We start from the raw sequence: 24,863 nt of genomic DNA on the forward strand, positions 1-24,863 counted from the left end.
ATCAAATGAACTCTGTACTACGGATATTATACTCATCAAGCGAATCACTATAATTTAGTTAATTATAACTTGATTACCCCGTTTATACCCATCGACATAATGCTCAAGTTGAGTCAACAGCCAATCAATATCTGGCTTTGCTGCATCCATTTGATTGATTCTATCAAATACTATTTGTATTTCTTGTAAAGGATAATCTTTTTCAAAAGAACGGCGAATCCGCGCATGCTCTGTATACTCTGTATTCTCTTGGTCAATCAACAGTTCCTCATACAGTTTCTCTCCTGGACGTAAGCCGCTATAGATGATTTCAATATCACCACTCAACGACCCAGTTTCTCGCACAGTAAAACCACTTAGTTTAATCATTTGTCGTGCCAAATTCTGAATGCATACAGGTTCCCCCATATCCAATAAGAAGACATCTCCACCTTGCCCAAGTGCTCCCGCCTGAATCACCAATTGTGAGGCTTCAGGAATGGTCATAAAGTAACGAGTCACCTCTGGATGAGTCACCGTAATGGGGCCCCCTTTGGCAATTTGCTGTTTAAATAAAGGGACGACTGAACCTGAAGACCCTAAAACGTTACCAAAGCGAACAATACTGATATGTATATTTTTCTGTATTGTAGCGACAGCTTGACAATATAACTCTGCCAGCCGCTTCGAAGCCCCCATCACATTGGTGGGGCGAACTGCTTTATCTGTCGAAATTAATACAAATGTTTCTACTCCTTTTTTTACTGCTGCATTGAGACTACATGCCGTACCAATCGCATTATTTTTCAATCCAGCAAGCGGATTACATTCAACTAGAGGCACATGCTTGTATGCCGCTGCATGGTAAACCGTTTGAACACCATACTGTTCAATCTCGTACTCTAATTTGGCTTGATTCCGCACAGAACCCAAAACAGGAATGATGGTCACATCACAGCTCGAATGTAATTCTTGATCAATGTTATACAGTGCGAATTCGTTCAATTCATAAAGCACTAGCGCTTTCGGCTTATTCTTAACAATTTGACGACATAATTCAGATCCAATAGACCCACCGGCACCTGTCACCATCACAACTTTATTTTCAATATTCTTGGTCAATAAATGCGAAATTGGGGGAATAGGATCACGCCCTAACAAATCAATAATATCCACTTCCTGAATATCTGAAACTGTAATTTCACCATGAACCAACTGGGTCAAACCAGGCAATGCCGTAATTTTTAAACTACAAGGCTCAAGCTCATGAATAATCTCTGCTTTTCTTACACGCCCCACTGAAGGAAGTGCCAATAAAATCTCGTCGATTCTATCTTTCTTCAAGCGTTGTAATGCTTGATCAACTGGATAAACAGGTATACTGCCAATAATTCTTCCTTGTAAGGATGGATCATCATCAATAAAGAATACAGGTAGATACTGGCCTGAACATTTAAGTGCCGCCTCAATTTGCTGACCAGCTGCACCTGCACCATAAATTGCAACTCTTTTACTGCCAATTTCAGCACAATATGAGGCTCTAACTAGAAAACGAATATATACCCGACTCAACCAAACCCATGTAAACATCATAAATCCGAATATAAATGGGACAGACATCGGAACAAATGTTGCTGTACTTGTACGCAGTACATACAAAGCGATCATCGTGATAGCAACAGCAAGTGCTAACTTCAAGATCAGGATTTCTTCAAAAGTATGAACAATAAAACGATAAACTCCTGTGATCATTAAACTCAAAACCGCAATGAAACTGACCAAGAGAATGCCATACGCTGCACTTGAAATAATTGGAGTTTGAAAATCAAATAACCGAATCACATAGCACAACCATAAAATTACAGGGAAAGCCAATAAATCCAAAAAGCTTAGGAAAAGTTGCTTATATAATCTTGGCTGTGCAGCAAATTGATGAATTATATTTCTCACAATGATGATCCCCTTTACAGGATTGCATCTTTATCGCGATTTTTATGTCAATAAAAATGCATGTTTAAGTGGGATAGCCTTATGAGGACACCATATTGTCCTTATATGGATTAACTTTTTATTGCATCAATCGCCTGCACAATCTTCTTAATTACATTCACGGTTTTTACAAAACTCTCTTCTCATAACATAGATGTACCAAGAACATTAAATTTGCTTCACTTAGATATTGAGCATTCACCAAGCACATTTTAAGTCTCTAAGCAAACCTTCTAGATCAAGCAAACGAATGATATAGCACCACTATAGAATCACCACAAAGGTCTATAAATCCCCAAAAACTGGTAAAATTTGATAAATTAATATTGTTTTTTAATTATATTGAGACTTATGTCAAAAACATCGTAGTTTCAATAATTTAATAAATTTTTAATAACATCTTATGACAAATAATAACTTTGAGTTCTAAACAAATTTAAAAACAATTACAGTAAAAACAACCACTCACGAGCAAAAATTTTGCTCTGACGTCTCGGATTAAACAGCTGACCGAAACGGCCTTAAATGCTGAAAGCAAAAAATATCTGGACGTAAATCCTAAATCAATCAATTTTAGGCATGGCTAGTCTTGTGAGATCCCCAAATGCTCTGATTCATTGAAACTGGAAGTCCTACGCGGACGGACGAGCAATTTTTAGCCATGACTCATTAAGAAAAATTAAATTATTTGCAGAGTGCTGTCTGATTCGATTGTAGTAAATCTCAAGATATTCAAAATAAACCTGATTGGCGCATTTTCAAGTAGAAAATAGACTGCCGTGAACCACATGAATTTTGATGGGTGTATGAAAGAAGCGTTCAATTACTACATTATCCTTGCAGTCTATTCGCCTAAATATTATTTTAATTTCATTATTTATCTGCAACATTGCTCTAACATTACAATATCGCGAGCCTAAAAAGCACAGCTTCACAAGCGCATAAGCATTACACCAGATAGAGTTTCCTAGCGAACCATTGCATAATGAAATGCATCACATACCAAGTGCTAGTTTATGTGTGAGCTAATTTTCCAACCACGAATACGATGCCTAAATTAACTCTCTAATACAAATAAATACAACTCGCCTTCTTTAATTCAAATAGAGGCAATATTTATTGTCCAAATAGTCGTGACTGAATAACTCAAATAGGTGATCCCATAAAATTTGCGTTATAAGCAAACGATGATTTGAATCGATTTGCATAACTGGAACAGTCATACTGCCCAAGATAACCAGCTATAGCTCTAAAATTAACATTTCATTATTTTTAAAAGGGCTATTTATCCGATATTTTGTCTAGGATCACCTTAATTGGTTTAATTGGTTTAATTGGTTATTGCATTCATCCTCTGTAAAACTTGCTGAATAGCATTCACAGTTTTTTCCAAACTATCTTCTGTTAAGGTCGGATGTACCAAAAACATTAAACTGGTTTCACCTAATTGTTGAGCGCTCACTAAGCGTGTTTTGGGTCTCCAAGGAGTACCTTCAAATGCTTGTTCTAAATAAACTTCTGAACAAGAACCAATAAAACATGGCACACCTTGCGCAGTAATTTCATTCATAATACGATCACGTGACCAACCTGCCGGTAATTGTTGATTATTCACCTGCACATAACACTTATAGTAGGCATGTACATAATCTTGGTTTGGATAACTTACCGAGAAATAACGACTATTTTGAAATACAGCCAATATACGCTGCGCATTCTGTGTACGTTTTTTTGTCCATACGGGCATTTGTTTCAGTTGCATGCGCCCGAGCACGGCCTGCATTTCCATCATGCGCCAATTGGTTCCAAAAGAGTCATGTACCCAATGAAAACCAGGCGGGTGTTGTTTATGGTAAATGCTGTCATAGTTTTTACCATGGTCTTTATAGGACCACATTTTTTTCCATAAGTTTTCATCATTGGTGGTGACCATCCCCCCTTCACCCCCCGTGCTCATAATTTTGTCCTGACAGAACGACCATGCCCCTATATGACCAATTGAACCCGCTGATTTTCCTTTATATTGTGCACCATGCGCTTGTGCACAATCTTCTATGACAAATAGACCTTTTTCTTCCGCCAACTGCATGATTGGATCCATATCACACATCCAACCCGCTAAATGTACGCATATAATCGCTTTGGTATTTGGGGTTAATACCGCCTCAATGGTCTTTCGAGAAATATTCTGAGAATCCAGCTCAACATCTGCAAAAATAGGATTAGCACCAGCTGTAACAATACAGCTGGCAGATGCAAGAAATGTTCTGGATGTAACAATTACATCATCACCAGCACCAATATTTAAAGCTTTTAAAGCAACATCAAGTGCTACCGTACCATTGGCTAGTGCTACGGCATATTGGGTTTGGGTAAATTGAGCAAATTCTTTCTCAAACTCTCTACATTCTTGTCCAGTCCAATAGTTCACTTTATTTGAAAGCAGCAGATCTTTCACAGCATCTGCTTCTGCTTCTGTGAAGCTTGGCCATGGTTCAAATGTAGTATTTAGCATCTTTTTGCTCTAAAGGTAATCTTGGAAATTGATATTCGGCGTGGTATCTACAGGACATACCGCATGAATAAACTCAGCAACATTAGGTAGAGCATCAAATTCATGCTTCAGAATTGCTATATCGTATACATCATGCCATTCTCCCTTACGGAAAATCGCTTCACGTTGTCGACCTTCAACCTTCCAACCACATTTTTTAACATAAGCCCCCATACTGGGCCCATTGAAGTCTAAAACTGGACCATATAAACGTCTGAGTCCGACATTGTAAAAGGCCCACGCCATGGTTAACATAATGACTTCTGTACCAAAGCCCTTTTTACCTTTTTCAGGTAAGATTTTTATTGGCATATTAGCTGACTGATTATGCCAATCAATAGCCCACAATCCAGTGACACCAACAGCTTCATTCGTTTCATTATCTACAATAATTAAGCGATAAGTTGAACTATCTGCATTTGACTGAATCCAATTATTTTGGGAAAAAACAGATACAGGAAATGACCATCCAGCTACATTTCCAGCCACAAAAGGATCATTCATCAATTTTTGCAATAAAATATCATCGTGTAACTCAATTGGTCTAAGAGACACATTTTTAGATTTAATCATGAGAAGATTTCCCATTTGGTTCCCGATAGAGCGGAAAGTATTCTGTTAGCTGTCCAACCCTGCCATTTTTATTTGATAATTTGATATAAATATCAGAGTTCACGACAATACGATGTGTTTTAAATAAATGCTCATTCGAACTGAATCCTTTTTTATATTCATATAATGAATCCAGAGACGCTCCTAAACCTCCGCCAAGATGCAAGATGGAATATTTATTTTCACGACCCCAAGCTCTTGCGATGTGTGTAATCAGCTTAGCAGGTTGTAAATTTCGATAAGCATCTAGAGTACCACCTAAATAATATTGAATAATTCCGCTTTCTTTACAATAGGTATAAAGTGAAGCAGCAATTGGATTTTCCATATGATAGGCTGTAATTAATAGAATTCTTCCTTTTAGATTTTTTGCCAACTGTATAAAATATAAATCATCAAAAAAATAAAAATCTGAAGCATTTAAATGCTTCATAGTTTCAGTATAAATTTTAGAAAAAATCAAAGCATTATTTTCATTGAATTCTTCAATCTTTGTATATAGAGAATACTTTAATGCCTTTTTAATGCCACGTTGATGTCTATGTTGAGTTTCAGCCCAATGTTCCTCTTCTGTTTTACTCAAATCTGAAGATAATGTTGGTCCATGCTCAACAATAATACCAAATGTACTCTTCCATCCGATATTTAATATTGGATGTAATCGAATAAACCAAGAAACACAATTCAGCTCCTTTAAAAAATGAATTGCATGTTTTAATAACTGATCAATCTCTTGATAAGTTAATACACTATCTCCTAATGGACCACTATAACCATATGGAGAGGTTGCATCCCAAAATATATCATCTATTTTTCTGATAATTAAAGGAAAAAGTAATTCACTATTCTCTGACTGAATAATTAGCCCTTTCGCCTGACCACCATCAATAAGTACTGAAGATTTTAGCCAGCCACTTAAATGATAGATATCAAAATTAAATTTCTTTACTACAACATCCCATTGATCATTTATATCAATTAAAGAGCATTTCACATTAGAATCTATTTTTATCATTTTATGTTAACCTCAAAATTAGAAATTAACCTTTCACCCTCACTGCCTTCTACTATTATGGATGAAATTTTAAAAACCTGACTTAATGATATATATCAAAATTATTTTTCTACTGTGAAATTGGATTAATCATCTATAGCTATTCCAATAGTATGTCACATTAGAGGTCATTATTTTTGTCACCTTGTTTATTCCCTGTAAATAAAGGCATGGAGTGACCTGATTCATCATTTATATTTTCTTTCATCAAAACAACTTTGATCGTTTTCAGCATAATTTTAAAATCCAACCAAACGGATTGATTTTCGACATACCAAATATCGAGTTTAAATTTTTCCTCCCAACTAATGGCATTACGTCCATTTACTTGTGCATAACCAGTTATGCCTGGGCGCACATGATGCCGCTTGGCTTGTTCTTCATTATAAAGTGGTAAATATTCCATCAGTAAAGGACGTGGGCCGACTATACTCATGTCACCTTTAATCACATTCCATAATTCAGGTAATTCATCCAAACTGCTAGACCGCAACATTCGACCAAAGGTTGTTAATCGTTTAATATCTGGTAAAGGGTTCCCTTGGGCATCGATAGCATCATGCATACTTCTAAATTTAATCATTTCAAAAGGTTTGCCATGTAACCCTGGACGAACCTGACGGAATAACACCGGTGAACCTAAGTTTTTTTTTACCTTGTATGTAACATATAAATATACTGGCGACAGTAGAGTGAGGGCAAAAGAAGCAATCACAATATCTAGGAAGCGTTTAATCATTTTCAGACTCCTAAAATATTTTGTAATCGTTGATTTACTTTTTCAGCATCAAATTTATCAATTGCAATTTTGTGGCTTTCATCTCCCATAAATCGAATCTGTTTAGGATTCTCAATGAAATAAATCATATATTCAGCTAAAGTTTTGGAATCCCACCGCGGAATAATGAAACCATTCCGATTTTGAATTACAGTTTCCCGACAACCTGGAACATCTGTCGTAATAATTGCACGACCTATGGCCATGGCTTCTTGTGTGCTCCGAGGGACACCCTCACGATAAGAGGGCAATACAAATACATGACTATTCGTGATCCAGTCTTTGACATTATTCACTTGACCACGATACTCAACAACACACGAAGCAATCAAATCATCCAACTCAGCTTGTTGTAGTGCGCCAATATTAAAAGTATCTATTTGTCCAAGAATCGTAAACTGTGTTTTAGGATATTGTTTTTTCACCAATTTAGCGGCTTGAACAAACTCATGTATTCCTTTTTCTTTAAGCAACCGACCAATGAATAAAAATTTAATAGGAAGTGAAATATCATCCACTGGTTGATATGGATAGTCTTGTAAATTTAAACCTATTCCACCTAGGATCACGACTTTTTTTACTTTTATAGCATATGTTTCCAATAAATCTTTAGGATCATCGGGATTTAAGAAAATCAGTTGATCCAGCATTGGCAATGCGATTTTGTAGAGAAAAACCTGAATGAATCGGATAAATTTAGTTTTACGGTTTAGACCCTCTGGCTGCTCTGTAAAAGTGTAACCCAGCCCCTCAAGCATACCGATTACACAAGGTACTTTTGCTAGTTTCGCAGCTAGAGTCCCAAAAATGACTGGCTTAGAAAAATATGAAAAGACCACATCAGGATTTATATTCTTAATTTTTTTAAAAAGTTGATAAGTTGCGACAATATCTGCCAGTGGATTTAATCCACCACGATTTAAAGTATATGTAACTGGAATAGCACCTAGTTGTTCTATTTTATTTATATCTTCTGCATTGTATTGAGATGTAAAAGCATAGATACGATGCCCCTGCTTTAAGAGGCTACGGATTAAATCTGCACGAAAATCATAAATGCTAGATGCTATCGTGCCAATAAACACTATCGTACTCATAATTTTTCAGCTTTTTTAATTGTTTTAAAAAATTATTCCCTATACGTTTAAGCGACAGAAATAAAACATTTTTTCAATAATGTGTTCCAATTGTCTCTTTTAACTTCTCTAATTAAAATACTTTTTTGGAGCTATGTCTGTTAAATACTTTTAAATAATCATCGATTTTGTTGCAAAAAGTTTTAAAAAATTAAAGTTCCACCAAGTAACAAAAACCAAGATATAACTTAGTTATAAAGTCTATCTAAATTTTGCAAATTTATTCAGAATGGTGAATGAGCATACAGCTCATACAACTATGAGCAAAGTAGGCAACTCTTTGTAAAAAATGAAAATTTCCAATATATTCATTAAAAAGGACTGAATTTCCATACCAGACTAAACTGACTTATCCCCTTACCTAGCGCGTTTGATTCGACGTAATGCAAGCTTTGTAGATCAAAGCACAAAATTCCAGCGACTGATTTGGGCTTGATTGTAAACTCATCAATGACTAGTGCAATAATTTTTAGATTCAGGGTATCCATCGAAAATTATATTGATGAATAGTTTTTCAGTAATATCTTTATTTAGATAACCACACTACTTTTATTAATTTGCATATAATTATTTTTATTAAAGTAGCTTATCTACAAAATAAAATTTCCAAAGATCCTACATTCTATTCACAATCAGATTTAATAATTCTTGCATCTTTTTTGCATCATGATCAGATAAATTTCGATTTCTTCTCTTCGAAAGATTCTGCCCAAATCCCAAAAAACCAATTGTATAAATCAAAAAATATTTAAATTTAAAATAGATAAAATTAAAGATTCTATTATTCACTTGATAATAATTTCTTACTTTATGTTCATCTGAACATGTTTTCAAAAGATTATCGATGGAGATGTTTCCAAATTCACGATAAAAAATAAGTAAATCAGGAAGAATTGCTATTTTTAAATCATTTTTAGCATATGCACGACACCACAGTTCAAAATCTTCAGCACGAGGATAGTCTAAACTATATAAATTTCGTAGATACCATTCTTTTCTAGCCATCACTGTTGGATGAGCAATAGGAAACTTAAATGGTTTAGCTATTTCAGTAATAAGTGAATTAACACATCTAAATCCACAGACTCTATTCTGATCATCTATAGAGACCAAACCTGAAGAAACCAAATCAAATACATCATTTTCTAAAAGATATTTGAATTGTATTTCTAAACGACTAGGATGCATAATATCATCAGCATCCATCCTTGCTATAAATTTACCTTTTGATTCTGTTATTAATTGATTTAGACGATAGGGTAATTTTTTATTTTCACCATCACATATCACTTTAATCCGCTGATCTTTGCACGCAAACTCTTTAGCAATCTTCAGGGAATTATCTGTAGATCCATCATCTAAAAGAATCAATTCCCAATCATGATATGATTGACAAAGTACAGACTGAATGGCAAAAGCTAAGAACTTTTCAGCATTATAAAATGGAATACCTACACTAATACTAGGTGTATTTTCAGATTGATTTATCATAGAAATAAAAGCCAATGTAAATTAGAATCAACATTAAGACATAATGAATTTGTATTTTTTCCTTAACAAAGGGTGAATAAAATAATGGTGAAATTAGCAATGGAATAGCACACCATGAGAACAATCCCCAACGATCTGAAAATGGCAATTGAAATGCCATAAACATAACAATACTGGCAATAATATAATAAGAAACAAAAATATTATATTGAGTCAATAAGTGACTATCAGATAACTTATTTTTAATATATAAAGATACAAGTAGAAAAAAAGTATTAAAAATTACAAACTGCGGCTTAAAACCAATGATGTATTCAGAACTTTCTTCAGAAAAATAACCTGCATGCCTATCATCACCTAAAAAATCTAAAAATATTGATGAGAAGTTTAAAAAACCATAATTAAAATAAGATAAAATTACAAAAAGAAAATAAATAAGAATTAGTAAATTTAGGCTTCTAAATTTACTAATGGCAATAGAAGAAATAAATATTAAAATTGGTATGATTGAAGTAAGATGAAACGCTAATGACAAAAGGATAAAAAATAAAATTAAAATATTGTTTTTCTTACCAACCCATAAAGAATAAGCAAATAACAAAATAGATAAAGATACACCTTGCCGAATAACATTAATACTCATACTTAAATAAAAGAAAAAGGACATACATGAAAAGAAGGAAATTAGTAGGTTTGATTCATATATGTCAGTATAGTTCTTTAGTGATTTGTAAGTGAATATATAAAATAAAAATGAAATTAACAATAAAAAATAACTAAAGTTTAAATCAAAAAATCTGAGTACTAATGCAATTAAACTAAATAAAAAATCACCATTAAAATCCACTTCAAGTGTTTCATACCAAAGAATATTGAGATAGTTTCCTGTATCAGTTCCAACATCATATGCCCTAAAACCTACAAGAATTATTAAGGATATTAAAGGAAAAAAAACTAAATATTGGCCTAATTTATTCTGTACCAAGACATCTTTCTTGATTTCTGAAGATAGCACAGAAGCTACAACCAAGCATGCTGTAATAAAATAAATTAGATTATATAGATTAAAAAAAGCAGTATTGTCAATTAACATAATTATATATTCTATCCATATTTTTATAAAAATCTAAAAGTTGAACAGCATTTTGTTTTATATCAAAACCATGCTTAGACAGCACTTCAATATTACATTCTAAATTTACTGGATTTTTATATTTAAACTCCTCGATCCATTTCTCTATATCATTTAATTCTTTAAAATAAATAAGATCCACACCAAGATCAACTTCTTTTGAAATTTTAGAAGATATTATAGATTTTAATCCAATTGCTTGGCTCTCTACTAATACTACTGGAAATCCTTCATGTAGTGAAGGCATTAGCATAACATCTGCTCCAGCCATTAAATTTGCTATGTCGTCTCTAACACCTAATAAATATACATTTTTATCTAAACCATTATCTTGAATTATTTTTCTGATATCGCATTCTAATGAGCCATGACCAACAATAAGAAATGTAAAAGAAGCACCCTGCTCTTTTAATTTTTTAGCAATTTCTAAAGAGAACCTATGATTCTTTACCTCACTCAACCTTCCTACTTGAATAATTTTCAACCCTTGAATATCTTCTTTAATGCTTTTCCAATAATTTCTATTTTTTTCAGCGATTTGACTATATAGTTTTAAATCAATAGCATTATTTAAGATCCACACATGCTCTGTCGTACCAAATAAGTATTCTGCGGCTCCTTTACCACAAGCTATTTTTTGTGTTGATAATTTTTTATTTAAATATATTGCAAATTTTTCATATAAATAAGCAATAACCCCTAATTTTCCATTGCTTGTATTATGCGAATGTGAAATTCGATGCTGAACACCAGCGCTTTTTGCTGCTAACAGATGAAAAGCATTACTTAGCAACATATGCGCATGTACAATTCGATATTCCGAATGTTGCCTTAAAAAATTTGTTAGCTTAAACATTCGTTCAATTGGATTCTTTGCAAGAATTGGGAAAATTCTGCCACCTAATTCAAAAATTTCATCGTCATAGTCACCTTTTTCTTGAGTAAAAGTAATAAAATCAAATTGAACTGATGTACGATCAATATTGCGAAATAAGTTCATTAGCATGGTTTCTGCACCAGCACGATCCATCTTACCAACTATATGTAAAATTCTAATCATTAAAGATCCCTAGCCATGAATTTTTGAAATTTTCGGTATTAAATCGGGTTGAATTAATTAGCGCAGCTTCAGAAAGTAATTTTAGATATTCATGATTATTTGCAAGTTTATTCATTGCTGCTGCAAAACCCACCTCTTTATGTTCAAAATTGACAACAACTCCTGATTCATTAAGTAGTTCTAAAACACCTGGCAAATGATCAAAGACAATAGCCGGAAGTCCATAAGCTTGACTTTCAATTAATACCAATGGTGTTGCTTCTTTCCGTGATGGTAAAAGAAATACCGTAGCATTTTGATAAAACTTTTCAATATTGTTAATACGACCAAACAACTCAATATTTTTAAGTTTTTCCTTATGAATAATTTGATTCAGCGTATTAATGTCATCATCTCTTAAACCTACTATCTGCAGAGTCCAGTCATTGCTTTTAAAAAGTGCCCATGCGTCTAAAAGAATATCAAAACCCTTAACTGTTATATCATTCCCTATTGCAAGAAATTTATTTTCTGAAAGGTTAGAGGTGGTTATAGCCGAATCAATTGTTAATGGGTTATATATTAATAATAATTTATTTTTACAAAATTTACTGTAATTTTCCCAAGAATAAATTTCATATTGAGATAATACAACAATTTTGAAACATTTTAAAACAGCATAATACCTTGATATCTTGAACAAAACTTTATCGAAATTTCCAATTAAAGAAAAATGCTCCCAAAGAATCAATCTTGTTTTTCTAGGCAAAATAAAACCATTAAATAAAATTGAATTTGAATCAAGATTAATGTAAAAATCGATTTTTTTTTCTTTTAAAATATTATATATCTTAATATTCTTTCCAAGAAGCCCACCCCTTGTTTCTGATAAGCTAATAACATTTACTCGAGTATCTAATTTATAAAATGACTGACCAGATTTATTAACTAAAATTGTAATACCATACCTATCTATTAACAAATTACAAAGAATACATAAAATTCGTTGTGTGCCTCCAGAGTTAGAAAGGTTATTAATCAAAAAAGCCAACTCTTTCTTATTAAATACCGAGTTATGCATATTTAACCCCTCTAAATTTATGGATAATTTTTAACAAATAAACAATTAATCCTATATCTATGCGTGCAATCTTATGGTAAATTTTATTAAAAATATATTTATTATTATCGTAAATTGAATTATACAAACTCTGTATAGATTTTTTATTTTCATAAAACTCAATTTTACTCTCTAAAAGTAATGGAATAACAAATATTCTCTTTGATAATTCAATTAATTCTAAAGAATAACAATTAGTGAGATTTATTTTCTTAACATAATCAGTTAGTTCAGCAATAAATAACATGGTATCAAATAACACATCAATTTGAATAGGCTTTCGACTTGCAGAATTAGGGCTTAACACTTGATTATAGAATATTTTATTTAAAACCAAAATTTTGCAGGCATGGCAATATACGCTATATACAAATAACATATCTTCACCATGCTTAAGCTTAGTATTAAATAAAATCTTATTCTCTTTAATTATTTTTAAATTAAAAAAATGTAACCAAGCACTTATGGGTTTAAGCTCATTCTCAAGTAAAAAATCATGCAAATTATTATATATTTTTTTATTCTTAGGTTTTTTTTCTCTCACTATATTTAAATCAATGTAAGATCTAACACCAAACTGTATAATATCTGCATCAAATAAATCTGCCTCATCTAATAAATTTTCAACAGTATTTTTATCTAAATAATCATCACTATCTAGAAAGTAAATCCATTCACCTTCAGCTAAACTTATACCAACATTTCTAGCTATACTTACACCCTCATTTGGCTTATTAACTAGAGTTATTCTATTATCATTATCCGCATATTTTTGACAAATTTTCAATGAATTGTCAGTACTTCCATCATTAACGATAATAATTTTAATATTTGAGAAAGTTTGATTTACAACAGATGATAAACATTGATCTATATAACTTTGTGTATTATATACTGGAATTACAATAGTGACTTTAGGTTGAAGCATATTAACCTACCTATAAAAGTAAAATCACATAATTATTTTCTATAATTTCCGATAAGATATTAAATTTCAATAGTCAATTTTATTGATAAAGTTGACTTCAGGCTAGAAGCAACATCCACGACCCTTTCTAATCAATATATTTACATAGTAAAGAGTGAAACTAAAACCTAGTACACATCTTTACTTTCTATTAATTTAAAAAAATTTGTTATAAATTATTTCAAATATAACTCCATGTAATGAGTTAACAATAGAATAATTTCCTTATGTTATGAGTTTTTAAAATTTTTAAATTTTATGAAACACATATCAATACATTTTTTCGTGAATATTCTATGATTTTCTAATTTTATGAGACTGTATAGTAAAAACCTTTTATTTAATAACTATTTATATCACCTATGATTTTCTCTTTTCCAGAATTTAATCTAAAATATAACTAAAAATTCTCCCTATGCCAATACTTTTATAGTAACCAAAAATCTTAACCAGACTTACCAAAAACAACTTCTGAACAAATTGAGAAAATTATTATTTATCAGCATCAATTAGTAATAATCATATAAATCTAAAGCTCTAAGTCTAAACTAAAATTATCCTCCATAGAGAGACCTTAGTTTGCTTTATAGAATTGTTTTATTTAAATTTAAGTATAATAATTAAGTACTATCACAAAATTATCAACATAATTTAAATCATTAAATCAATATAATAAACTCCAAAAAATCCCATCAATATCATACAGCCTTAAAATAAAATTTTATTCAATAAAAAAATCAACACCTTATTATTTTAATTTGATATATTTCTTAATTAATATTCTATGATTTCTTTCCACCCCCAAATAGTATATTAATAAAATAACAATCAAAGTCTCAATTGTAAAAATAATTATAAAATCATAAAAATCATTTACAATAAAATAATTACCAATCATTTTTATAGCCAAAAGAATTGCACTAGTAGTAATAAATATATTAATCAAAACACTTCTAACAAAATCAGAAACATTAAATTTTTCGATTAGGCTTTGTACTATCCATATGTTAATAAACGCACCCAATATACTGTTAAATATAAAAACAATATAAGCATAATAATAATCAAACCCCAATTCAAATAAATAGTAAACTAAGAGAACTGATAGAAAAATAATGGTTCCTGTTAAAAAACTTATTTTTTTTACATTACCAGTAGCATGAATTAGTATAATAATCGGACTAAAAATCACATCAATCAAACTTGTTATTAACATGAAAACAATAATAGTTTTTGCATAATCAGGCGGAGATTTAAGCCACAACCTCAAGATATAATCAATATTTGATATAACGGGAGCACAAAATATCAGCATCAAATAATAAGAATATTTTGCTGAATAAAATGTTAATAGATTCATTCTCTCTGTGTCAGAATTAGCATAACTTCTCATTAATTGTGGCTTTACCGCAATCAAAAGATTACTTGATAAATTCTGTAAAGCCGCATTAATCTGATTGCTTACCTGTATACTCGCAACTGCTATTAACCCAAAGAAATTATTCATCAATAAAGTTATTCCATGTGTTTTAAAAATCACACAAAAATTCCCATACAAATCCCAACCAATAAAAATTATTATTTTTCTCAAAAAATCATTATCTAGATTATTTAATTGTATTCTTGTTTCACAAATATTTAATTCGCAATAAATTACGTAAATCAATCTTATAAAAATGACTATGAAAACAATTCCGATAGCATAATATAATAACTTATCATGATTAAAAAAAATTAATATATATGCTAATAGTAACTTTAAAACTATATCAATTATAGAAATTATCGCATATATTCCAAATTTTTCTTTTGCCATTAGCATTGCTTCAAATGGAACAGTAATAACTAAAAAGAATAGTGACATTACAGATAAATGAAAAACTTGAAAAGTAATATTAATTTTATCTAATGGTATTTTAATATATGAGTTAATCAGCCAAAGACCTACAACCTCCACCAACAAACAAAGAAAAAACCCAATCAGAATATGTAAAATAAGAGCTGTAAAAAATATTTTTTGAATATAAAAAATACTGCCTTTTACCATTTCTACATTTAAAAAACGATTCATTGCACCAGACAATGTGGTTTGAAAAAAAGAAAATAATGCAACGACTCCTACTATTGTTCCATATAATCCAAAGTCTTCTACACCAAGGTTTTCTAGCAATATTCGCGTTGAATACAAACTGAGAAAAAGTGCAACCAAAAGCCTAATATATAAAGCCAGAGTATTATTTAAAATTATTTTATTTTTAGACATAATTTAAAATCAACTTTTTGAATGCTTAAATATATAAAAAATGCTTTATTTAATTTTTACCAAACCAAATAAAACAATCTATATTTTTAAAAAATTTTTTAACATTCTTGCCTATATGTTCCTTATATTATCAACATTGATTTTATGATTAATTGATTTTGAATAAATTTTAAATCGCTTTAATCTAATACATTTTTAATTAGATTAATGACATTATATAATAAAGTGCTGTCACTAAATACAAGGCTGTAATTATTGTAGATCAGAGAATTTTCAATCTCTTTCCATCATATCCTGCTTGTATCATATATACAAATATTACACCACAATAATACCGCATCTTTACCACTGGACTGTAGTAAAGCTTGCACTATCTTCTAAAATTATAATTGCACTGTATAATTCGATGTATTAGTATATTTAATAAACAACCTCAATCGCACCCAAGGATTGAAATATATTTATAATTTACAATAGGGTACAGGGGGACGGAGTGAAATTACTACAATATATTGGCCTTTTAGGGTTCACACTCAGCACTGTCGGATGTGCTCTAGCACCAGGCCTTCAAACTTACAATTTACCTGAACAAGGCGTCTACCAAACTGAACTTGGTAGTACAGTGAATGTCATTCAGCTCAATCAAAATATCTTACGAGACTTAAATCAAACTTCAAACATTGATATACAACAAGATTATTCCAGCTTATTTCGACAAACCCAACGCTTATACAAGTTGAGTCCTGGTGATATTTTATCCATTTACTTATGGGCGTATCCTGAAATTACGCCTCCTACGAGTAACGTTTCCAGCGATCAATCTGCTCAAGCCAATGGTTATCAAATTGATCAAAGCGGCTATATTCAATTTCCCGTTATTGGGCGCTATAAAGCTGCTGGCAAATCACTCTCTCAAGTGAATCAAGAGATACGTAGTCAACTCTCTCGTTATTTAAAAACACCTGATGTCATAGTTCGTGTGTTGTCTTTTCAAGGACAGCGTTATTCAGTTCAAGGGAATGTCATGAGCGGTGGGCAGTTCTACCTGAGCGATCAACCCGTCAGCGTCTATACAGCTCTTAGCATGGCTGGTGGGATTAATACGCAATATGGTGATAACACCTCTATCACGTTGGTTCGCCAAGGACGAACGTACAAGCTGAATAGTATTCAGCTCGAACAATCTGGTTATTCTTTACATAATCTTCTTATTCAACCCAATGATACGCTCTATGTAAATTCTAAAGAGAACCAGAAAATTTATGTCATGGGTGAGTCTGGCAGGAATCAATCTTTGCCAATCCGTGATCAAGGCATGACCCTCAGTGATGTTCTAGGAGAAAGCTTAGGCATTGATTCAAATACGGCAAGTGCTAGCCGAATTTATGTACTACGCAGTGACCCGAAGTTGCAGCAAACTGAACTGTATCATATGAATTTAATGAGTCTCGGTGATTTCGGTTTAGCCAATCAATTTAAGATGCGTAGCAATGATATTGTTTATGTTGACGCTACAGGCTTAGCCCGTTGGCAACGTATCATTACCCAAATTTTACCGTTCTCTAATGCTTTGTATAATATTGATCGTTTGGGAACTAACTAATAAATATTCAAAAGATTCTTATGGGCTGTATTGGAAATATGTGTCGTAGTTCGATGGCAAAATACGTTTTCAAGCAGAAATATCTTCAATTACATATTGGATAAGCTTAGCCGTTTTTCAAAGGAAAAATCTTTCGATGAAGTCGCTGACAAGGTGGAAATATCTCATATCCTTACCAGCACGAACAAGCAGTTTTTGATGACATCTGTCAACTTATGCAAACCCGTATAAATGACTGAAAACAATAAATTTAACCCAAAGATAATAAGATTATGAGCCAAAATACCAATAAAGTAGAAACCAGCGATTTAAAAGAACTATTTTTTTCACTCATCGCTCAATGGAAACTGATTGCGTTATGCACCATCTTAAGCTTGGTGTGTGCACTGCTTTATTTAAGAACCACACCTAACACTTATGCAGTGCATGCCTTAATTCAGGTAGAAGACAGTAAAGGCGCCGGTACCGCTGCCTTACTCGGTGATTTATCATCCATGGTAGATCAAAACTCAACGGCTCAAGCTGAAATCGAGATTCTAAAATCGCACTTAGTCCTCGGAAATGTAATTCAACATCTCAACCTCGACTTACAAGTCTCTGGGACAGAAAACTCATTTTTCGATCGTTTACTCTCACCACACATTTATAAAACCCAGTACAGTACTCAATCTGTCCTGTTTAAAGATAACGAAAAAGCATTCGAAATAGCACAATTTAAAGTCCCAGAAAACTACGAAGATCAAAGCCTTGAACTTCGCTTCACAGATCATCAATTCAGTTTAACAGATCCCAAAACTGAGCAAGTCCTGCTTACAGCCAAGGTCAATCAACCCAATACCATTCGTACTGCTGATGGCGTATGGAATATTACTATTCACTCTAAAGATCAACTCAATGATACCTATCTCATTCAGAAACAATCTTTACCTGCTGCAGTCGATAATCTCCTCACCAATTACTCAGTTGCAGAAAAAGGTAGGCTCACTGGTATTCTAGGACTAAACTATCAAGGCACAGATAAAGAGCATATTAGCAAAGTATTGAATGCCATTTTAGTCTCATATAGCCAACAAAACATTGAGCGTCGTTCTGCAGAAACTGCGCAGACACTGAAATTTTTAGATGAGCAACTACCTGAGTTAAAACAACAGCTTGATGTTGCTGAACGTGAATTTAACAAATTTCGTGAGCAATACAATACGGTTGATGTTACCAGAGAGTCTGAGCTTTATCTGACACAAAGTATTAACCTTGAAACTCAAAAAATCGCCCTACAACAAACACGTGCTGAATTGGCACAGAAGTACACCGCTGAACACCCTGAAATGAAACAAGTTAATGCTCAACTTGCAGCAATTAACAATAAAATTAATGAACTCAATACAACACTTAAACAATTACCCGACTTGCAACGCCGCTATTTACAGTTGTACCGTGAAGTCGAAGTTAAACAACAACTCTATACCAACTTATTAAATTCTTACCAACAACTGCGTATTTCCAAAGCAGGTGAAATTGGTAACGTTCGTATTGTCGATACAGCAACCAAACCAATTAGACCGATTGCACCTAAAAAATTACAGATTTTAATTTTAGCTATTTTCTTGGGTGCTTTCCTCGGTACACTTTTAGCCTTTCTACGTAATATGCTACGTACAGGCATTAAAGATGCGGCTCAAATTGAAAATGTATTCAATTTACCAGTGTATGCAACTGTTCCACATTCACCTATACAAGGAAGCCATCGTAAACTACTTGAAAAGCATAAACATATTCCTATTCTTGCAGTCAAAAATAGTGATGATATTGCGATTGAAAGCTTACGTAGCATGCGTACTACTATTCAATTTGCACTGAATGATGCACCTAACAATATCATTATGATTTCTAGCCCAGGACCAGAACTGGGTAAATCCTTTATTACCACTAACCTTGCAGTTATTCTAGCGCAAACCAATAAGCGTATATTATTGATTGATGCTAACCTACGTCGTGGACATTTACACCAATATTTCAATCAAGATAATCAGGCAGGTTTAGCAGACTTTTTAAATGGTCAGCAGCCTATTGAAAATATCATCAAACATACAGATGTGGAAAATTTATCTTTCATTACATGTGGTAACAGCCCAGCAAATCCTTCAGAGTTATTGAGCATGGATGGCTTTAAAAATCTACTCGAACAGCTCTCTGGCCAATTCGATCATATTCTTATCGATACACCTCCCATTTTAGCGGTGACAGACAGTATTATCATTTCACAATATGCAGGTGTGAATCTTGTCATTGCACGTTATGCAAAAACCCAAATGAAAGAGTTAGAGCTTGTTCTTCATCGGTTTGAACAAGCCAATACAAAAATTACGGGAATTATTATCAACGATATTCAACCTACTGTAGATTCACATTATGGTTATAACTATGCTTATGATTATAAGCGTTCGAAAAAAGGCTAATTTATTTTTAAATTCCATTCATAGAAAGAACGAGCATCATACCCGTTCTTTCTTACTGATATAATCAAATCAAGTGCAACATAATAGTCGAATAAAGTTGGATAGATCCTTCTCTCACATCTTCAAATGGTCACTTATGCAGAATATTTAACTGTTCACAATAAACATGAGAGTGAAGTAATCTACTTTCCTGTGAATAGAATTTTAGCGATGTGGATTGCCTAATAAAACTTTCAGTAAACCTTGGGTCGAGGCATCAAACTGCGCAATATCAGTTTGCTGACCATTGAGCACTGGCAATAACTGATTGGCAATTTCTTTGCCTTTTTCTACACCCCATTGATCAAAGGGATTAATATTCCAAATCACAGACTGCACAAACACTTTATGTTCATAGAGCGCAATTAGCATACCAAGCGTTTTTGGATTTAACTCATTGACCAATATTGTCGTGCTGGGTTGATTACCCTCATATTTTTTATATTCAGGCAGATCTTCCACCTCATTGGCACACAATGCTTGATTACCAAAAGCCAACAACCTGGATTGCGCCAAACAATTGGACAATGCCAAATGATGCTGCTCAATTAATGCTTCGGCATTTTCCACATACGTAAACTGTTTGGCATTATAACGTTGTACTGGAGCAATAAAATCGCAACTTACTGCATGGGTCCCTTGATGCAGTAACTGGTAGAACGCATGCTGCGCATTGGGACCGACTTCCCCCCATACAATCGGGCACGTCGCAGACTCAACTTTTTGATGATCACGTTGTAGAGATTTACCGTTGGATTCCATTTCAAGCTGCTGTAAATACGCAGCAAAATACTTCAACCGACCATCATAAGGCAGAACTGCATGAGTCTGCATATTCAGATAGTTAGTATTCCATACCCCCAACAAGCCCATCAGCACAGGAATATTTTGTTCAAACGGTGCATTTTGAAAATGCTGATCCACCAAATGTGCACCCGAAAGTAAGGCTTTAAATCCTTCTATTCCAATTTGTAAAGCGATAGGTAATCCTATACAAGACCACAGAGAATAACGTCCTCCTACCCAGTCCCATAATAAGAACTGGTGATCAGGATGGATTCCCCAAGCTGTCATCTTTTCAGGTTTAGTCGACACGCCAATAAAATGACTTTTTAGAACACAATCACGTTGCCCTAAGCTTTTCTCCAGCCATTGGCGCACGGTTTCAGCATTCGATAAGGTATCAATCGTTCCAAAAGACTTGGAAGAAATAATGAATAAAGTTGTTTCAGGTCTTAACTGATGTAGGAGCTCGGAAAGCTGGCTGCCATCCATGGTCGAAACAAAATGTACATTTAAGGGTTTCGCTGTTTGGACTTTAAAATCAGATAAGGCATGAGAAACCATCAAGGGACCTAAATCTGAGCCGCCTACCCCAATATTTACCACATCTTGAATGACTTCACCCGTCACGCCACGATATTGTCCTGCATGAATTTTCTCGACTAAATTAAACATTCGGTCTAATTGTCTATGGACTTGCTGCGATACTTCAGGAAAAACAGAGGAGTCATGAGGCAAGCGCAAAGCCCAATGCATGGCTGCACGTTGCTCGGTGTAATTAATTGGCTCAAGGGAAAATAAGCGACTGATCCATGTTTTTAATTGTTTTGCATCTGCTAAGGAAAGCAATCCTTTGGTAACAGGTAAATTGACACGCTGCTTACTAAAATCAAAAAGCAAATCTTCACAACGCAAACTGAAGTTTTCAAAGCGTTGTACTTGTTCAGCAAAAAGCTGGTTCAAATGAACCGACTGCATTTGTTCCGCTAACTGCTGTAGTTTTTGCTCAGTAGAATGAAATGCCTGCTTAGGAAAATTTTCGATATTTTCTCTCATATTCGACCAACTCCCCCATAGGCAAAACCCTGTGCTTTAACATAGAGAGGATCATAAATATTACGTCCATCTAGAATAAGTGGATGACGCATCAATTGCTGTAGTTTTTTATAATCAGGACTAAAGTATTGTTTCCACGCGGTGATCACACATAAGGCATCCGCATCTTGAACTGCATCATAAGCATCTGTACACAAAATTAAATCTTCACGATGACCATACTGTTGATATATTTCCTGTAGCGCTTGTGGATCATGAAGTTTAATCCTTACACCTTGTGCCCAGAGTGCATTGAGCATGGCATGAATTGGGGAATTATGAATACTCGAGGTATTTTCTTTGAAGGATGCTCCCCAAATTGCAACAACTTTATTTTTTAAATCCGAATGGTAATAATTCCAGAGTTTACGAAATAAAATCTCTTTTTGCTGCTCATTAATATCCAAAACTTGCTGCAACAGACGGCTTTTCGCACCACTTTTAGAGACTTCACTGGATAGGATCAAAATATCATGCGAAAAATTTTCACCACCAAACCCCACCCCAGGCGATAAATACGTCGAGCCAATCCGCGAATCAGCACCCATCCCCTGTACCACATTGGTAATATCAATACCCAATTTTTCAGCCACTAGCGCAAGATCATTGATATAACTAATTCGAGTCGCCAACATTCCTGAGATACTCAGCTTTGTAAATTCAGCATCAAGAATTGGCATAAACAAATATTGGTGAGTTTTATTAAATATGGGGCGCAGCAACTCTTCAACCATTGTTCTAGCCGGCTCTTGCTCTACTCCAACAATAACCTGCTGCAAATGGAGTACACTATTAATCGCATTCCCTTCCTGAATCACATCAGGTAAATAGACCCAGTAATCTTGCGGTGAAATATGACTCAGCTTGTTCGTACAATTTAATCCAAAAGTTGCAGCATTAATCATCAACCTTGGATGAAGAATCGGTTTTAAAGCCAATGTGTTAAGGAACTGAATCGCTAACTTAATCTCTGTTGGGCTATAACAAAAGAAATAAACGTCGATATCTAAAGGAAGTTCAACCGCAGAACAATAAAGAAGCTGTCCAAGTTTATGCTGTCGATTCAGACGAGAATTTACATCTTCATCTAAATATTGAACCCGTTTCCGCGCGGAATGTTCATTATTGTGATGACTGCACCAATACACTTGATTGCCATATTCGGACAACAATACAGCCATGACACCTGCATTCAGTGTCGCTCCTAATATCGCAACTTTCATGATTCACCCACAATTCTTATTGTTATTCGATATTTAATTCGGCAATTAACTGCTTAAACTCATGCCCTAATTTAGGATGAGCAATGCCATAGTGTAAAACTGCCTTTAAATAGCCAAGCTTACTGCCACAATCAAAAGTTTCACCTTTCATACGATAAGCTTCAACTGAATCAGTACGCTTCAACATTGCAATTGCATCAGTCAACTGAATTTCATTGCCTGCACCTTTTGGGGTTTGCTCCAATAACAGCATAATTTTTGCAGGTAGAATATAACGCCCAACAACAGATAAATTTGAAGGCGCAGTACCTACAGCAGGTTTTTCTACAATACCCTGCATGATAATGCTTTGACCTTCTAAAGGTGAATTTTCAACATCTACTATGCCATATTGATCCACCATGTGGTCAGGAACTGCTTCAACCATAATTTGTGCCGCTTGTGCCGCTTCATAACGCTGAATCATGCAGGCAAGATCATTTTGATCCGATTTTTCTTTCACCAAAACATCTGGCAATAAAACCGCAAAATCATCATTACCAATAATACTTTTGGCACAAAGCACAGCATGACCCAAACCTAACGGTTGCGGTTGGCGCACACTCACTACACTCACATGCGAAGGTAGGATTTCAGTAATTTCTTTTAAAAGATCAGTTTTATTTTTTTGTGCTAAGGTAGTTTCAAGTTCAAAATTTCGGTCAAAATAATTTTCAATAGATGTTTTTGAAGAATGTGTGACTAAAATAATTTGTTCAATTCCTGCTTGAACCGCCTCACGCACTACATATTCAATTGCAGGGCGGTCCACTACAGTCACCATTTCTTTAGGAATAGATTTACTTGCAGGTAAAAAACGCGTACCTAAACCAGCAACAGGTAATATGGCTTTTTTAATCATGAAATTAAACTCGAAACACTATTAAATTTAAGACTTTACTTGATCTTCAGCTTTTTTTGTGGTGTTACCTTGGAATAATGATGGTCCCACATGACCAGGGGCATTAATTCCTTCGCGTTTTGCCATTACTGCAACCGTTCTAAACATAATTTTAAAATCGACCAATGTATTGTGATTATCTACATACCAAACATCACACTTAAAGCGTTCTTCATAATCTAATTCGTTACGACCACTAACTTGAGCTAATCCTGTCATGCCTGGTCGAACTTCTAGACGACGTGCTTGTTCTGGTGAATAAAGCTCTACAAAATCTTTCAACATTGGTCGTGGCCCCACAACACTCATATCACCTTTAAGTACATTAATTAGCTGCGGCATTTCATCTAAAGAAGTAGAACGCAACTTTTGCCCAAATGGAGTAATGCGTTTTTCATCTGGCAAAGGATTACCATCTTGATCGAACGCGTCTTTCATTGAACGAAACTTAATCATTTTAAAAAGTTTACCATGTTTTCCGGGACGCTCCTGGCAGAAAAAAATAGGTGAACCCAAATTTTTACGTACTTTATAACAAACAATGAGGAAAATTGGAGACAATAATATTAGTGCAATCAATGATATAATGATATCGACCAGTCTTTTCATT

The 24,863-nt window shown here is 33.6% G+C and carries 18 protein-coding genes; 2 read left to right on the forward strand and 16 right to left on the reverse strand.

The window, feature by feature from the left end:
• Nucleotides 1–54: 54 nt before the first annotated feature.
• From ACX17N_RS13595 to ACX17N_RS13650, 12 genes are all read right to left on the reverse strand, one after another.
• The gene (locus ACX17N_RS13595; protein ID WP_458893103.1) at nt 55–1,929 is read right to left on the reverse strand and encodes a polysaccharide biosynthesis protein; all 1,875 of its coding nucleotides are present in this window, start codon (nt 1,927–1,929) and stop codon (nt 55–57) included.
• A gap of 1,369 nt (nt 1,930–3,298) precedes the next feature.
• Complete coding sequence (locus ACX17N_RS13600) at nt 3,299–4,483, reverse strand: DegT/DnrJ/EryC1/StrS family aminotransferase (RefSeq protein ID WP_458893104.1); 1,185 nt, start codon at nt 4,481–4,483, stop codon at nt 3,299–3,301.
• A 9-nt stretch (nt 4,484–4,492) separates the two neighbouring features.
• Nucleotides 4,493–5,095: a GNAT family N-acetyltransferase gene (locus ACX17N_RS13605; RefSeq protein ID WP_458893105.1), complete on the reverse strand. Its 603-nt coding sequence runs from the start codon at nt 5,093–5,095 to the stop codon at nt 4,493–4,495.
• Nucleotides 5,088–6,149, reverse strand: coding sequence for a hypothetical protein (locus ACX17N_RS13610; RefSeq protein WP_458893106.1), 1,062 nt, complete (start codon nt 6,147–6,149; stop codon nt 5,088–5,090). Before ACX17N_RS13610 ends, ACX17N_RS13605 begins: the two co-directional genes overlap by 8 nt.
• 160 nt (nt 6,150–6,309) lie before the next feature.
• Nucleotides 6,310–6,927: a sugar transferase gene (locus ACX17N_RS13615; RefSeq protein ID WP_458893107.1), complete on the reverse strand. Its 618-nt coding sequence runs from the start codon at nt 6,925–6,927 to the stop codon at nt 6,310–6,312.
• Between the two features lie 2 nt (nt 6,928–6,929).
• Nucleotides 6,930–8,063 carry a glycosyltransferase family 4 protein gene (locus ACX17N_RS13620; protein ID WP_458893108.1) on the reverse strand — a complete coding sequence of 378 codons (1,134 nt, stop codon included), beginning with the start codon at nt 8,061–8,063 and terminating at the stop codon, nt 6,930–6,932.
• A 654-nt stretch (nt 8,064–8,717) separates the two neighbouring features.
• Nucleotides 8,718–9,593, reverse strand: coding sequence for a glycosyltransferase family 2 protein (locus ACX17N_RS13625; protein ID WP_458893109.1), 876 nt, complete (start codon nt 9,591–9,593; stop codon nt 8,718–8,720).
• Nucleotides 9,577–10,686: an EpsG family protein gene (locus tag ACX17N_RS13630; protein ID WP_458893110.1), complete on the reverse strand. Its 1,110-nt coding sequence runs from the start codon at nt 10,684–10,686 to the stop codon at nt 9,577–9,579. The genes ACX17N_RS13625 and ACX17N_RS13630 overlap by 17 nt, the downstream gene beginning before the upstream one ends.
• Nucleotides 10,676–11,785, reverse strand: coding sequence for a glycosyltransferase (locus tag ACX17N_RS13635; protein ID WP_458893111.1), 1,110 nt, complete (start codon nt 11,783–11,785; stop codon nt 10,676–10,678). The genes ACX17N_RS13630 and ACX17N_RS13635 overlap by 11 nt, the downstream gene beginning before the upstream one ends.
• Nucleotides 11,778–12,845: a glycosyltransferase gene (locus tag ACX17N_RS13640; protein WP_458893112.1), complete on the reverse strand. Its 1,068-nt coding sequence runs from the start codon at nt 12,843–12,845 to the stop codon at nt 11,778–11,780. Before ACX17N_RS13640 ends, ACX17N_RS13635 begins: the two co-directional genes overlap by 8 nt.
• Nucleotides 12,838–13,812: a glycosyltransferase family 2 protein gene (locus tag ACX17N_RS13645; RefSeq protein ID WP_458893113.1), complete on the reverse strand. Its 975-nt coding sequence runs from the start codon at nt 13,810–13,812 to the stop codon at nt 12,838–12,840. The genes ACX17N_RS13640 and ACX17N_RS13645 overlap by 8 nt, the downstream gene beginning before the upstream one ends.
• Nucleotides 13,813–14,599: 787 nt before the next feature.
• On the reverse strand, nt 14,600–16,114 hold the full coding sequence (locus tag ACX17N_RS13650) for an MATE family efflux transporter (protein WP_458893114.1): 1,515 nt from the start codon (nt 16,112–16,114) through the stop codon (nt 14,600–14,602).
• A 493-nt stretch (nt 16,115–16,607) separates the two neighbouring features.
• Between ACX17N_RS13650 and ACX17N_RS13655 the strand changes: the two genes are divergently transcribed.
• Together ACX17N_RS13655 and ACX17N_RS13660 are read left to right on the forward strand one after the other, a co-directional pair.
• The gene (locus ACX17N_RS13655; RefSeq protein WP_458893115.1) at nt 16,608–17,717 is read left to right on the forward strand and encodes a polysaccharide biosynthesis/export family protein; all 1,110 of its coding nucleotides are present in this window, start codon (nt 16,608–16,610) and stop codon (nt 17,715–17,717) included.
• Between the two features lie 272 nt (nt 17,718–17,989).
• A complete protein-coding gene (locus tag ACX17N_RS13660) occupies nt 17,990–20,173 on the forward strand; it encodes a polysaccharide biosynthesis tyrosine autokinase (RefSeq protein WP_458893116.1) in 2,184 nt (727 codons plus the stop codon).
• Between the two features lie 204 nt (nt 20,174–20,377).
• Here ACX17N_RS13660 and pgi read toward each other — a convergent pair whose 3' ends face one another.
• The 4 genes from pgi to ACX17N_RS13680 are packed head-to-tail and all read right to left on the reverse strand — an operon-like array spanning nt 20,378 to nt 24,862.
• Complete coding sequence (pgi, locus tag ACX17N_RS13665; protein WP_458893117.1) at nt 20,378–22,051, reverse strand: glucose-6-phosphate isomerase; 1,674 nt, start codon at nt 22,049–22,051, stop codon at nt 20,378–20,380.
• Nucleotides 22,048–23,313, reverse strand: a complete 1,266-nt coding sequence (locus ACX17N_RS13670; RefSeq protein WP_458893118.1) for a nucleotide sugar dehydrogenase — start codon at nt 23,311–23,313, stop codon at nt 22,048–22,050. Before ACX17N_RS13670 ends, pgi begins: the two co-directional genes overlap by 4 nt.
• A gap of 22 nt (nt 23,314–23,335) precedes the next feature.
• The gene (gene galU / locus ACX17N_RS13675; protein ID WP_458893119.1) at nt 23,336–24,214 is read right to left on the reverse strand and encodes a UTP--glucose-1-phosphate uridylyltransferase GalU; all 879 of its coding nucleotides are present in this window, start codon (nt 24,212–24,214) and stop codon (nt 23,336–23,338) included.
• Between the two features lie 27 nt (nt 24,215–24,241).
• Nucleotides 24,242–24,862: a sugar transferase gene (locus ACX17N_RS13680; RefSeq protein ID WP_458893120.1), complete on the reverse strand. Its 621-nt coding sequence runs from the start codon at nt 24,860–24,862 to the stop codon at nt 24,242–24,244.
• Nucleotide 24,863: the final 1 nt, after the last annotated feature.

The sequence above is a fragment of the Acinetobacter sp. GXMZU3951 genome (genome assembly GCF_054457875.1).

Bases quoted from the DNA above. Each gene is read 5' to 3' on its own strand.
- ACX17N_RS13600 (WP_458893104.1), bottom strand. From the start codon at position 4,483: ATGCTAAATACTACATTTGAACCATGGCCAAGCTTCACAGAAGCAGAA.
- ACX17N_RS13605 (WP_458893105.1), bottom strand. From the start codon at position 5,095: ATGATTAAATCTAAAAATGTGTCTCTTAGACCAATTGAGTTACACGAT.
- ACX17N_RS13610 (WP_458893106.1), bottom strand. From the start codon at position 6,149: ATGATAAAAATAGATTCTAATGTGAAATGCTCTTTAATTGATATAAAT.
- ACX17N_RS13615 (WP_458893107.1), bottom strand. From the start codon at position 6,927: ATGATTAAACGCTTCCTAGATATTGTGATTGCTTCTTTTGCCCTCACT.
- ACX17N_RS13620 (WP_458893108.1), bottom strand. From the start codon at position 8,063: ATGAGTACGATAGTGTTTATTGGCACGATAGCATCTAGCATTTATGAT.
- ACX17N_RS13625 (WP_458893109.1), bottom strand. From the start codon at position 9,593: ATGATAAATCAATCTGAAAATACACCTAGTATTAGTGTAGGTATTCCA.
- ACX17N_RS13630 (WP_458893110.1), bottom strand. From the start codon at position 10,686: ATGTTAATTGACAATACTGCTTTTTTTAATCTATATAATCTAATTTAT.
- ACX17N_RS13635 (WP_458893111.1), bottom strand. From the start codon at position 11,785: ATGATTAGAATTTTACATATAGTTGGTAAGATGGATCGTGCTGGTGCA.
- ACX17N_RS13640 (WP_458893112.1), bottom strand. From the start codon at position 12,845: ATGCATAACTCGGTATTTAATAAGAAAGAGTTGGCTTTTTTGATTAAT.
- ACX17N_RS13645 (WP_458893113.1), bottom strand. From the start codon at position 13,812: ATGCTTCAACCTAAAGTCACTATTGTAATTCCAGTATATAATACACAA.
- ACX17N_RS13650 (WP_458893114.1), bottom strand. From the start codon at position 16,114: ATGTCTAAAAATAAAATAATTTTAAATAATACTCTGGCTTTATATATT.
- ACX17N_RS13660 (WP_458893116.1), top strand. From the start codon at position 17,990: ATGAGCCAAAATACCAATAAAGTAGAAACCAGCGATTTAAAAGAACTA.
- pgi (WP_458893117.1), bottom strand. From the start codon at position 22,051: ATGAGAGAAAATATCGAAAATTTTCCTAAGCAGGCATTTCATTCTACT.
- ACX17N_RS13670 (WP_458893118.1), bottom strand. From the start codon at position 23,313: ATGAAAGTTGCGATATTAGGAGCGACACTGAATGCAGGTGTCATGGCT.
- galU (WP_458893119.1), bottom strand. From the start codon at position 24,214: ATGATTAAAAAAGCCATATTACCTGTTGCTGGTTTAGGTACGCGTTTT.
- ACX17N_RS13680 (WP_458893120.1), bottom strand. From the start codon at position 24,862: ATGAAAAGACTGGTCGATATCATTATATCATTGATTGCACTAATATTA.